Below are 12,763 nucleotides of genomic sequence, written 5' to 3' on the forward strand. Positions count from 1 at the left end.
GGGGTCAGCCCTTTTAAGACCTTTCTCTGTGTCAAATTCAACAACAAAGCTCACGCTTTTTTATATCACGGTATTTGCACTTATTATACTCATTCAGAACGCCGTTGTCTATCTTCTCTTGAGAAAGAGTTCTTACGCCCCGTACCTCATCCTTGCACTTCGTCTGTAAGTTGTAGTGACGTAACCATATCGGCAGCTCACTCTTTTTTCATATTAATATCACGGTGTTGCACTGATTATACTCATCCAGCCTTAAATTAAGACTATTTCACTGTCAGGTTTTTTTCTAATGTTGAAGATATTGAAAAGGCTGCCCTGTTACCAGGACAGCCTTTTTATTTCCAGTGGTTTTGCAGAAAAATCAGTGTGCAATATCATCGAAGAAAATTTTCTCAGACTGGAACTTCTCAAATTTTTCCGCTCTGATTCTTGTATATTCCTCTTCGCTTATCTTGCGCAGGCCAATAGCTGACCGGAAGGTTGGTGTACTGGTGATATAATCTGCACCGTTGCTGGTCAGCTCGTTGGCGCTGGATTCCCAGTAGTGAAAGGTCATCTGCACAGATCCCGGGCGAATATTGCTGTTCTCCTCGGCACGTACGGCGATCTGCCCGTAGCGGCTGTATGCCTCAATAAAATCGCCGTCCTTCAGGCCGTACTGCTGTGCCGTCTCGGGATGAAGTTCTGCGGTCGCACCGTTCTTATACGCCCCGGCCTCAAGCAGCCGTGAGCGCCGTGTCATAGTGCCAACGGTGTACTGATACACCTTTCTGGTGGTGATCAGATTGAGCGGATATTCCTCATCTGTGGGCTCATCCACGGCACCGGTTAGACAGAGATAACCTTCGGGAACCTGCAGCTTGTCTGCCATTTCCACGCGAAGATCCTGCATCTTCTCTTTCTTGTCTGTAAAGGCGACAGGAATGAATTTTGCTTTCCCATCTGGAGTAAGAAAAACTTTATCGAGATAAAGGCTCGGTGTTCCGGGATGATCTTCGGTGGGGCAGGGCCAGCACAACCCTTCATTTTCAACGATGCGTTTGTAGCTCATTCCGCCGAAACGTTTGGGATCCATTTTTCTAATCTCTTCCCAGACTTCTTCGGAGTCTGCATACTCGAAACCCTCCGCGCCGAGGCGTTTTGCCAGTTCACAGGTGATCTCTCCGTCGGTTTTGACATCACCTTCCGGTTCGATATTCCTGTGGTTCAGCTGTACCCGCCGTTCGGCGTTGATGTAGCACCCCGTTTTTTCTGCGCCGCTGACAGCGGGCAGGATAATATCCGCTTTCTTCGAGGTCTCGGTGAGGAAGAGATCCTGAACGATATACATCTCTACCGCCGCAATCCCTTTTAGAAAGTGGTTGGTGTTTGGTTCACTGATCACCGGGTTTTCACCCACCGTATAAAACACCTTCACCTTCCCGCTGAGAATAGCGTCTGGAACCTTGTTCTTGACGATTCCAACTTCCTGGCTCAGACCTGTTACATTCCAGAACTTCTCAAAATACTCTCTCTGTTTCGCATCAGTGACATCACCGGTATTCGGATATTTGTGGGCGAGCACACCGATATCCGTGGAACCCTGCACGTTCTGCTGCCCCCTCAGCGGGTAGTCTCCGCTGCCGAGTTCGCCAATGTTGCCGGTGGCAAGCATCAGGTTGGAGATTGCGCAGACGTTGGCTGTTCCGTGGTTGAAATGAGTAACACCCATGCCGTGAGTAATCGCGGCGGGTTTTGTGGTGGCGTACATCCGTGCGGCTTCACGCAGATCTTTCGCCGGTACGCCGGTCATTTCTTCAACTTTTTCCGGCGAATACTCTTTCACTGTCTCCCGGGGATATTCAAAGCCAGTGGTACAGTTGCCAATAAACGCTGTATCTGTAAGTTCCTCTTCAATAATTGTGTAGAGAAGGGCGTTCAATATCGGAATATTATATTCCGGCGGCAGCTGAATATGTATGTCTGCCCGCTGTGCCATCTCTGTTTTCACCGGATCAATAACAATGAGTTTCGCACCGCGTTTCAAGGCGCGGTGGATATGCATTGAGGCGATGGGATGTGAGCCTTCCGGATTGGACCCGATCATCATGATGCAGTTCGAGTATTTTCCGATTTCAATAAAACTGTTTGTTGCGGCTCCGTTGCCAAGTGTTGTAGCAAGACCTGCTACGGTGGGGGAGTGTCAGATCCTCGCACAGTGATCGACATTGTTCGTCTTGAGAACAGCCCGCATGAATTTCTGAGCGAGATAGTTCTCTTCAACGGTTGATCTGGCCGAGAAGTTGCCAACAATGGCATCGCCGCCGAAGTCGTTTTTCACCTGTTTCATTTTGGAGGTGATCAACCCCAGCGCCTCATCCCAGCTCGCGGGTTGAAGTACGCCGTCTCTGCTGAATGTGCCATTTTTCTTGCGAATCATGGGCGTTTTCAGCCGATCTTTTGCACTGACATAATCCCACCCGTAGCGTCCTTTCAAACAGATATGCCCTTCGTTGACAGGGTTGTTTACATTGCCTTCGGCAGAGACAATTTTGTTATCTCTGATCTCAAGTTCTATTCCACAGCCCGTTCCGCAATAGGGACAGACGACACTTTTTTTCATGATATTTTTTTCCTGGTGAGTGGTGTATATGTTACGGCAGTAGAGTTGCGATGATATCTCTGGCGGCTTCCCGGCCATCGGCAGCGGCGGTGACCACAAGATCTGCTCCGCGGCTGATATCTCCACCGGCCCATACATGTTTCCGGGTGGTTCTAAAATTCTTATCGATGACAATTCTGTTCCTGTCGTCGGTTTCAATGCCGTATGCCTGGAGAAATTCCGGAGACTTTGGAAAGAAGCCAAGGGCAAAGATGAAAACATCTGCGTCAAGAGTGAAGTCGCTGCCTTCGATGATTTTCACGCTCTGTCTTCCGCTGGCATCTTTTTCTGTGAGGATGGTTTTTTCAGCAATAATGCCAGTCGCTCTGTTTCCCTTGTCGACCAGCTTTTTGGGGGAGGCGTTAAAGAGAAATTCCGCACCTTCTTCCATGGCGTTTTGGAACTCCTTCTTACTGCCAGGCATATTGGCACTGTCCCGCCGATAGAGGCAGCGGACACTGGCAGCTTTTTCCCGCAGTGACGTTCTGATACAGTCCATGGCGGTATCTCCACCACCAATAACGATAACGTCTTTTCCTGTGACGTTATAGGTTGTATCAAACGATTCAGTGAATATTTTCAGCTGCATGTTGCGCAGAAAATCGATGGCTTTGAAGGAATTCTCCGCCAGTTCTCCGTGAATATGGGCAGCTCTGGACTGTTCTGCGCCAATACCTAAAAAGATGGCATCGTACTCCTGTCCCAGTTTTTCATAGAGGAGATCTTTTCCCAGTTCGGTATTGAGGAACAGCTTCAATCCCGCTTTCTTGAGCAGCTCAAAGCGGTTGAATACGACTTTTTTTTCCAGCTTGAAATTTGGAATACCAAAGGTAAGCAATCCACCGGGGTGGGCCTGTCTTTCATACATATCAACCTGGATTCCGGCACGCAGCAGGAATGTGGCAACCGATATACCAGTGGGACCTGAGCCGATCACCGCAACTCTTTTGTCTGTCATCGTTTCCGCAACCGGCAGTTGTGCCCCGTGTTTGAAGCCCTCTTCGGTGACAAACTGCTCTATGGTACCGATGGAGACAGCGCCATATTCATCCTTGAGGATACAGGCACCCTCACAGAGTCGATCCTGCGGGCAGATGCGACCGGTGATCTCCGGAAAGGGGTTGGTTTCATTGGAGAGTTGAAAAGCTGTATCCCAGTCGTGAGCGGCGATGTTGCGCAGCCAGAACGGAATGCAGTTATGCAGGGGACAGGCAAAGAGGCACTGCGGATCGCCGCACTGCACACATCTCTTTGCCTGAGTTGTGGCGGTCTCTACGTCGAAGGCGTCGTAGATCTCGTTATAATCCTTGAGTCTGGTTTCAGGTGCTCTCTTTTGCGGATACCTGCGTGGTGAGTCTCTAAATTCCTGCATGGGCAGTAACCTTTTATTTTTGAGGGTGCCTTAAATATAAACGAAATAGTGGTTATTCAAGGCACCCTTGAAATGAAGAAGAGAGCTGTGCAGCTTTCCTCTGTTATCCTTCATATCTTTGTCGTTTGAGGAAGGAGCGAATTCTACGAGCTTTGTTGAAGGTGAAGAAGATAATTAATGATGAAAAAGACACTCCAGGGAAATTTCGTCAAGGGGAATTTCAAGAAAAGCTGTGGTCAGGAAGCTGGCGGCTGCCTTGAGAGTACCCGAAACTCTGAATTCTCTCTGATTGTCTGCTGCCAGCCGATAGAGGATATTGCCATTGTTGCGGCGCTTTGATATCGGGAAAACCGTTTGTTCCTTTTGAAGGAACACGTGTAGTGTAGGCCGGAAGTTTTTTTTGGAGACTCCCGTTATTTTTCACACTTCAATTTTTCCGTAGAGGACAACATGAAAAGAATCGTATTCTGCTTTGCTTTCATTGCGGCGCTCGGTTGCTGCAATGCAGTTTTTGCTGGCAGCGCACTGGATGCATTTAAGGGACAGGAGGGTGTCATCAAGGTTGCTGGAGGTACCGCTCACATTCCAGTTATGAAAGAGGCCGCCAAGTGTATCGCGAGATTTAATCCTAAAGTTATTGTCACCGTTGCCGGTGGTGGTTCCGGGGTGGGAATCCGCCAGGTGGGTGAAGGACTTGTAGACATTGGTGACGCTGGACGTTCGGCTACTGAGGAGGAGATCTCCCGTTATAATCTGGTGCAGGTCAAATGGGCTGTGGACGGTGTCGGTGTGGTTGTCAGCCCGAAAAACTCTGTGAAAAGCCTGAGCACGGAACAGCTGCAGCAGGTTTTTGCCGGAACAATCTCAAATTGGAAAGAACTTGGCGGGGAGGATCACGCCATTGATCTCTACGATCGTGACTCCGCCAGCGGCACTCGCGCAGTCTTCGTCAAGAAGGCGCTGAAAAAGGGTGCGGTAAATGGCGGGGCCAACGTTGTTGTTTCCAACGGCGCGATGAAAACAGCCATTGGTGGTGACCCTTACGGCATTGGTTATGTCTCCGTTGGTCATATTGACAGTACGGTGACACCGGTTGCCCTTGATGGCGTGGTTCCAACCATTCCGTCTGTGCAGGACGGCAGCTACCCTGTGGCCCGTGGTCTTTACAGTTCGACCAGAGGGAAAGCCACCGGGCTCTCTGCACTTCTTCTCAACTATCTGCTCAGCCCGGAAGGACAGAAGATCGTTGAAGAGAAGGGTTTCATCGGCGTCAAATAAGCTGCTGAGTGATGACTCGACTTATCCGCGCGGCGGCAGTGGTGACTGGAATATGCACCATTGCCGTCTTTTTTATGATGCTGATTCTTGGCTGGCCGCTTTTCAGTCACGGCCATCTCTTCGCGCTGCTGGTCGGCGGCTGGAATCCGGGCAGCGACCAGTTTGGCATCCTGCCGATGATGGTCGGCTCCACTGCCATTGCCGGCGGGGCACTCCTTGTGGGGACACCGCTCAGCCTCGGAGTGGCCTTTGTCACTGCGGTCTTTGCCCGGGGCAGGATGCGGCGCGTTCTGCTCAGTTGCGTGCGTCTGATGTCTGGAGTCCCGACAGTGGTGTATGGCTTTGTCGCCCTGATCTATCTGGTTCCCTTCATCCGCAGCCAGTTCCACAGCGGTTCCGGATTCTCCATTCTGACTGCGTCCCTCGTGCTCGGCCTGCTCATCTCTCCAACCATGATTGTGCTCTTTGTCAACGCCCTCGATGGTGTCGATCCCCGTGCCCGGCGTGCTGCTGCGGCCCTCGGGGCCACGCCGGTACAGCGGCTGCTTTACCTGCAGCTCTCCGAGGCGCTTCCCGGCCTGCTCTCCGGTGTGGTGATGGGGCTCGGGCGGGCGATGGGCGACACCTTTATAAGTCTGATGCTGGCGGGCAACAGTATCAACATGCCCGACGGAGTGCTGGAGAGTGCCCGTACCCTTACCGCGCATATTGCCCTCGTCATGGCGGTGGATTTTCACAGTCTTGAGTTTCAGTCCATTTATCTTTGTGGTTTCGTGCTCTATCTCTTCACCTTCATGCTGGTGCTGATCCTGCGTGTCGTTGACCACAGGTTTCGACGGGGGAGGGTGCAGTGAAACGATGTGCTGAACTTCTGCTGGTGATATTTTCCTGGCTGGCGCTGCTGGTGTTTGCCACCTCCTTTCTCTCTCTCTTTGTTGTTCTTCTTCTGCGGGTGAGGGGACTGGACGCAGTCTCTCTCTTCTTTGGCGATACGCCTCCGGTGGATGCTCTGCTGCACGGGCTGCCGGTATTTGACGGTATCTATCCCGCACTCCTCGGCACCGTCAGTGTGGTGATGGTTGCCGTGCTCTGTGCCGTTCTACCGGGTGTCTTCACCGGAATCTACCTTGCCGAATTTGCCGGACCGTGGGCCCACCGCATTGTCAACCTGCTGGTGGATGTTCTCACCGGTCTGCCTTCCATCGTGGTGGGACTTGCGGGGTTCTCCTTTATGGTGTTGCTCCACAACCTTTTTCCCGGTGCGCCCGGTCCCTGCATGGCCTGGTCGGCGCTTGCTCTCGGCTTCCTTGTCCTGCCCTGTCTGGTACGCACTACTGAGACCGCCCTGCAGGGGATTCCTGCAGAACTGCGTCGCACCGCACCGGCACTCGGAGCGACAAAGGTGCAAAATATCTTTTTTGTCCTGCTTCCGTTCCGTGCGAAAGATCTGCTCGGCGGGGTGATTCTTGCCACCGGCAGAGCGGCGGAGGATACTGCAGTGATCATGCTCACCGGTGTGGTGGCCTCGGCTCCGGGGATGCACTCCCTGTTCAAGCAGTTCGAGGCGCTGCCGTTCTACATCTATTACATGTCATCACAATACAGAGACCTTGCGGAACTGCAGTACGGCTTCGGTGCCTCTATAACGCTGCTGCTCCTCTGTGGAGTGTTCTTTGCCGCAGCATTTTTACTGCAATCTTATGTCTCGTTTCGTTTTCGGGGGTCTTCATGGCTGCAAAAATAATGGTGGAACAGCTCTCCTTTTCCCGTGGTGGCAGGGAGCTGCTGCATGATATTTCCATGGAGGTGGAAGAGAATATCGTCTGTGCTGTCACCGGGTCTTCCGGTTCGGGGAAGACGACCTTCCTTGCTCTGCTTAACCGCCTCTCAGAAGAGGAAGAGGGCGGTGTGGTATGCGGGAGAATCCGCATGGTGCTTGATGGAAAACGGGTAGATATTCATCGACACTTGAATCCCTCCATGCTGCGCAGAAAGGTGGCAATGGTGTTTCAAAATCCCGATCCGCTGCCGATGAGCATCCGGCGGAATATCGCCTTTCCCCTGCGGTTGCGTGGCTGGAAGAAAGGACAGATTGCGGAGCGCACTGAAGAAGTACTGCGCATGGCACATCTCTATGAAGAGGTAAAAGAACGACTGGATACCGACGCCCGCCACCTCTCCGGTGGCCAGCAGCAGCGACTCTGTATTGCCCGTGCCCTCGCCGGAAAACCGGAGATTCTGCTGCTCGACGAACCTACCTCTTCCCTGGACAGTAAAGCAGCCTGTAAAATTGAGACATTGATTGAGGAACTGGGCAAAGATCACACCGTGATACTGGTTTCTCACCATGAGGCACAGATCAAACGGGTGGCTTCGCGGGTGTGGCGGATGGAGGAGGGAAGGTTGAGTGTGGTGGAGTGAGGGCAGGAGATGCGGCCTGACCTTTATCAGCAGTCTTCAACCTTAAGTCCCGTTGTTTGACCTGTCGGCCTTGAACCCGGAACGCTTCAATTAAGGAATTTATTGAAATATCAGCTTTTTTATTGTACAAGCTTCTGTCTTATTCTGTATTTTTTCAGCCTTGGCAAAGGTCTGAATTCTTCTTCCAAAGAAAATGAGCATACTCTTTTCAAACCTCCCCTGACTCGCAGTGCCGGTTTCTGCCGGCCGTTTCTGTCACTTCTGGTTTTCTTTTCTCTTCTCACAGTTGTTTACAGCGAGTTTTCTCTTTTCCTGCTTTCACAACAGGGAGTTGCACTCCATTGTTGCGCGGGAATTCTATTCTTTTTTTTTAGATAAGGGGTATGTGATATTATGAAAGGTGGATATTCAGCCACGGCTTTTCGCGGTGATTTACTGGGAGGACTAACAGCAGGTATTGTCGCGCTCCCTCTCGCTCTCGCCTTTGGCGTTGCGAGTGGTGCGGGCGCGGTGGCGGGGCTTTACGGTGCGATTGCGCTGGGACTCGTCGCGGCCATCTTCGGGGGTACTCCGACCCAGGTTTCAGGGCCGACCGGACCGATGACGGTTATTTTCGCGGCGGCGGTTGTCGCCTTCCCCGGTGATATGGACTCGATTTTTACCATTGTTTTTTTCTCAGGGATTGTGCAGATCGCTTTTGGCTATTTCAAGCTGGGAACCCTCGTCCGTTTCATGCCTTATCCGGTGATCTCCGGTTTTATGAGCGGTATCGGCGTTATTATTATCCTGCTGGAAATTAATCCCCTGCTTGGCCTGCCCGGCCTCGGATCTCCGGTAGCTGCGGCAGTCGCTCTTCCCCATGTTCTTATGCATGCCAATGTCTCTGCCTGTCTTCTCTCTCTTTTAACCGTGTTGATTGTCTTTCTCACTCCGGCGCGGATCTCCCGCTCGCTGCCCTCTCCGCTTATTGCCCTCATTGTCGGAACTGTTGTTTCGCTGGTGTGGAAAATGGATGTGAGCACTATCGGAGATATTCCTCAGACACTGCCGGATATTCATCTGCCGCACTTTGCCCTGATTGATCTGCCCCAGATAATCGGCATGGCAGTAGCGCTGGCGCTGCTCGGGACCATTGACTCTCTGCTCACCTCTGTGGTTGCGGACTCCATGACCAAGACCCGTCACAGACCCAACCGGGAACTGGTTGGTCAGGGACTCGGTAACATTGCTGCATCTCTGATAGGCGGTCTGCCGGGGGCTGGTGCCACAATGCGGACGGTGGTCAACATTAAAGCCGGTGGTACAACCCGCATCTCAGGGGTTACTCATGGGCTGGTACTGCTTGCCATCCTGCTTGGTCTCGGGCAATACGCTTCACATATTCCTCAGCCGGTATTGGCAGGGATTTTGATGAAGGTTGGTATCGATATTCTCGACTACCGCCTGCTGCGTATGATCCGGACTGTGCCGAAAACCGACCTGCTTGTCATGTGTGCGGTCTTCCTTATTACTGTGTTTGTTGACTTGATTGAGGCTGTTGGCGTGGGTATAACCCTCGCATCGCTGATGACCACCTGGCGGATTGCGAAACAGTCCAGTATCAATATGGAAGGGACGCAAGGCGGCGAATACAACAACGACGTTGAAAGCCAGCTGCAGCAGGAGACCAGGTACCAGATAAGGACGATTACCGTGGAGGGTGCTTTCTTCTTTGGAACCACTGCGAAGATGCAGGAACACGTCAGTAAACTGATGGGAACAAAAGTAGTTATTATCAACTGCCAGCACGTTCCTTTTATGGACCTCTCCGGTCTCTATGCGCTCTCGGAGATGATTGACCGGTTGAAATCTGAAGAAATTAAGCCTCTGCTGGTCATGCCGGAAAACGAAAAGCTGGATGACCAGATTCTGAAACTGGGGCTCGGCCGAATGCTTGGAAATGATGGTATTCATTACAATTATGAGGATGCCCTGCAGCTTGCCTTTGAATACATTTCCGATGACTGAGTGATGTCATTTACATTTTGTATTGGCGGATTCAAAGGCAGGGACAAGGAAAAGGGAGACAGGAGACAGGGAAAAGAAAAAGACGGAACAGCGAAAAACTTTTTGCCAAAGGAAAGCTCGAAACATGCGAATAAAGGCAAAAAACTTTAAAAAAGATTTTAAAATTAAACAGAGAATTGCTGTTGTTCTATCTTTACTCTTTGCGTTCTCTGGTTAATACAAAATGTAAATGGTATAATTCGGGAGATGATTTTTTGCTGTTTGCCGTAAAGATGTAAAAAAGCCCCCATCCTGGAGAAGGATGGGGGCTTTTTGCGTTTGTTTGAATGACAAAAAGTCGAAACTCCGCCTTACCGACCATTGCCAGCGAAAAGAGTTCAAGTGTACATTGAAGAACCTTGTTTTTCGCTCATTTTCGATGTTTTCTGTATTCTACACGCAGCTGTTTTGCCAGGCCTTCCCATTCCAGGGAACGAAAATAAAAAAAACTAACAGAGAAATGCCATGAACGAAAAAGACGAAAAAGCACTGATTCTGCAGAAGAACGCCGGGGAGATTGCCCTTGGCCGTACCAAAAACATGCTTTCCGCTGCGGCCAGCATTCTTGACAATGCTCCGGCAAAACGAAAAGCAGAGGGAATTGTCACCCGCCCACAGAAGAAACATGAGGTGAAAGTTTCCGGAGACGTTGGCCCTTATGGAAAAGAGTTTCGAGATCCCACGACCGGCATGGAGTTTGTGCTGGTGAAGGGCGGTTGTTATCAGATGGGTGATACCTTTGGAGATGGGGAAGATAATGAAAAGCCGGTACACGAAGTCTGTGTTGATGATTTCTATATGGGGAAATATGAGGTGACCCAGGGGGAATGGCAAAAGATTATGGGCAGTAATCCAAGTGAATTTAAGGATGGTGATCGTTATCCGGTGGAGAACGTGAGCTGGAATGATATCACTAAGAAATTCCTCCCCAAACTGAACAGGAGCAGTGGAAGAAGCTATCGCCTGCCCACGGAAGCGGAGTGGGAGTATGCCGCCCGCGAAGGTGGAAAGAAGGTGCGTTTTGGCAATGGCAAAGATATTGCTGATCCCCGTGAGATAAATTTTGATGGGTGTTCAGATTGGACAGAGTCTTACAGCCGAGCGGGAGTGTCTCGAGAGAAGACAACGGAGGTGGGCAGCTTTACTCCCAACAGTCTGGGGCTTTATGATATGAGTGGCAACGTCTGGGAATGGTGTTCCGACTGGTTCGGGGACTACTCTGAGTCAAGCCTTCGTAACAACCCTGAAGGCCCAGGTTCAGGTTCGGACCGCGTGTATCGCGGCGGCAGCTGGTACTATGACCCGGGGCTCGTGCGGGCGGCGAATCGCGCCTGCAACTCGCCAGACATCTCTTTCAGCTACCTTGGCTTCCGGCTTGTTTTCCCAGTTCATTAACGGGTCAGCTGGTTTGGGAGGCGGATTTGGGGCTGACCATCGGAGGGATTGCGGGTGAAGGGACGAACCCGCATAGCCCGGAGATGTGCAGCTCCAAATCCGCCGAAAGAATGAAAAGGGCCTTTTGGGAAAAAGGCCAGAAAATGCAAAATTCAGGTACAATTCAATCACAGGAAAACATCATGCAGCAACTGATAAAACGGCTGGAGATTATCAAGGCGGCGATCAGTCTTGAAGATGAAGAGACCATCTCTCTCCATCTGGAGAAGATTCGCTGCAGGGCAGGAGAGGTCGAGGAGCTGACTGTCATCTTCTCCTGTCTCGATGCCCTTGATTACCCCGAAGCTCTTTTGCACATTACCACCTTTCTCAACACTCAATCCGCCGTCACTACATGGAGTGATCCGGAAGTTGCTGCTCTCAAGCTGGAGCTGCAGGGATTGGAGCGCAGGCTTACCCGGCTCAGCGGGGAGCGGGATGAATTTCTCCATACTATTGACGGTTTCAACCGTCAATACAGTATGCACCTTGGGAAGACCATCTCCGAAATCCTCAAACTTCAGGTAATGCTTGCCGGGGTAGAAGAGGCGAAGCATATTGGTGACAAAATATATGAAAAGGCGAGGGAAAAGGCTCAGGAGCAGTATGGGCGCTTTTCCGGCGAGTATGAGGAGCACCTTGCCGAACCGGAGCCGCAGAAACTGAATGAGAAAGATGCCCGGCGGCTGAAAATTGCCTATCGCAAGGCAAGCCGCTTCTGCCATCCTGATATGGTTGCCGACGATTTGAAGGAGCAGGCGGCGGCACAGTTTCAGGAATTGAATAACGCTTATCGGATGAATGATCTGGCCAGGGTTGAGGAGATTCTCGTCAGCCTCGAGAACGGCGGTTCCTTTGTTGCAGCCAGTGAACAGATGAATGACAAAGAAAAACTGCGAACGCACATCAGAGGCCTGCGTCAGCGGGTGGACGAGTTGGCAGCGGAGATTGAGCGGATACAGGCGGACAATACCTGGCAGCTGGTGGTGCAGCTTGGCGGGGAATATGATGCGTATTTCACCGAGCAGGAAGCGGCGCTGAAAGAAGAAATGGAACGGTTACAGCAGAAATTTCGGGAGATGGTGTGATGGGAAACTATGTAAACAACACTCTGATCAGGGACGAGCATGTGGTGTATGAGACGAAATTGCACTGGATACTCTTTTGCAAACTCAAGGCACTTTTTTCTCTTTTTATCGTTCCGGCAATAGACCGGACAACCAGTGAATTTGTTATCACCAACCGACGGGTGGTAATCAAGGTGGGCTGGTTTAACCACGACGCCTTTGAGATGAATCTGTCGAAGATAGAGTCGGTCAACATTTCGCAGTCTTTTATCGCCCGTATTCTTGGTTATGGCACAATTATAATTGTTGGTACCGGCGGCTCGAAGGAGATGTTTCATAATATTTCTAAACCAAAAGAGTTCAAACGCCAGTTTATGGCACATGCGGAGTAGTACTTCAGTACTGCTTAAATATTCGGATATAAACGTTTTCGTTTAAAGCATTGTCCCTGGTCGTTAAAATCCAATACATTCAGTCCTCAGACTCTGTTGTGAATAATTAGGA

11 protein-coding genes are annotated in these 12,763 nt (G+C 50.9%); 9 read left to right on the top strand and 2 right to left on the bottom strand.

What is annotated here, in order from left to right:
* Positions 1-361 precede the first annotated feature (361 nt).
* Both JWG39_RS09090 and JWG39_RS09100 read right to left on the bottom strand, forming a co-directional pair.
* On the bottom strand, positions 362-2,602 hold the full coding sequence (locus JWG39_RS09090; RefSeq protein ID WP_240192067.1) for a molybdopterin oxidoreductase family protein: 2,241 nt from the start codon (positions 2,600-2,602) through the stop codon (positions 362-364).
* A gap of 31 nt (positions 2,603-2,633) precedes the next feature.
* Complete coding sequence (locus JWG39_RS09100) at positions 2,634-4,013, bottom strand: glutamate synthase subunit beta (protein WP_205219082.1); 1,380 nt, start codon at positions 4,011-4,013, stop codon at positions 2,634-2,636.
* A 177-nt stretch (positions 4,014-4,190) separates the two neighbouring features.
* On the opposite strand from JWG39_RS09100, the gene JWG39_RS09105 reads away from it, so the two are divergent.
* The 9 genes from JWG39_RS09105 (at position 4,191) to JWG39_RS09145 (ending at position 12,651) form a co-directional block, all read left to right on the top strand.
* The gene (locus tag JWG39_RS09105) at positions 4,191-4,352 is read left to right on the top strand and encodes a hypothetical protein (protein ID WP_205219083.1); all 162 of its coding nucleotides are present in this window, start codon (positions 4,191-4,193) and stop codon (positions 4,350-4,352) included.
* 111 nt (positions 4,353-4,463) lie between these two features.
* Positions 4,464-5,291, top strand: coding sequence for a phosphate ABC transporter substrate-binding protein (locus JWG39_RS09110; RefSeq protein ID WP_205219084.1), 828 nt, complete (start codon positions 4,464-4,466; stop codon positions 5,289-5,291).
* Between the two features lie 11 nt (positions 5,292-5,302).
* Positions 5,303-6,145 carry a PstC family ABC transporter permease gene (locus JWG39_RS09115; protein WP_205219085.1) on the top strand — a complete coding sequence of 281 codons (843 nt, stop codon included), beginning with the start codon at positions 5,303-5,305 and terminating at the stop codon, positions 6,143-6,145.
* A complete protein-coding gene (locus tag JWG39_RS09120; protein ID WP_205219086.1) occupies positions 6,142-7,035 on the top strand; it encodes an ABC transporter permease subunit in 894 nt (297 codons plus the stop codon). Before JWG39_RS09115 ends, JWG39_RS09120 begins: the two co-directional genes overlap by 4 nt.
* The gene (locus tag JWG39_RS09125; protein WP_205219087.1) at positions 7,020-7,712 is read left to right on the top strand and encodes a phosphate ABC transporter ATP-binding protein; all 693 of its coding nucleotides are present in this window, start codon (positions 7,020-7,022) and stop codon (positions 7,710-7,712) included. Before JWG39_RS09120 ends, JWG39_RS09125 begins: the two co-directional genes overlap by 16 nt.
* Positions 7,713-8,105: 393 nt before the next feature.
* Positions 8,106-9,719, top strand: coding sequence for a SulP family inorganic anion transporter (locus JWG39_RS09130; RefSeq protein WP_205219088.1), 1,614 nt, complete (start codon positions 8,106-8,108; stop codon positions 9,717-9,719).
* A gap of 504 nt (positions 9,720-10,223) precedes the next feature.
* Positions 10,224-11,153, top strand: coding sequence for a formylglycine-generating enzyme family protein (locus JWG39_RS09135; protein WP_205219089.1), 930 nt, complete (start codon positions 10,224-10,226; stop codon positions 11,151-11,153).
* Between the two features lie 182 nt (positions 11,154-11,335).
* Complete coding sequence (locus tag JWG39_RS09140; RefSeq protein WP_205219090.1) at positions 11,336-12,280, top strand: J domain-containing protein; 945 nt, start codon at positions 11,336-11,338, stop codon at positions 12,278-12,280.
* Positions 12,280-12,651, top strand: coding sequence for a PH domain-containing protein (locus tag JWG39_RS09145; protein WP_205219091.1), 372 nt, complete (start codon positions 12,280-12,282; stop codon positions 12,649-12,651). The genes JWG39_RS09140 and JWG39_RS09145 overlap by 1 nt, the downstream gene beginning before the upstream one ends.
* The last annotated feature ends 112 nt before the right edge of the window (positions 12,652-12,763 follow it).

Origin of the sequence: Desulforhopalus vacuolatus (assembly GCF_016918505.1) — a bacterium.
In the GTDB taxonomy this organism is placed as follows: domain Bacteria; phylum Desulfobacterota; class Desulfobulbia; order Desulfobulbales; family Desulfocapsaceae; genus Desulforhopalus; species Desulforhopalus vacuolatus.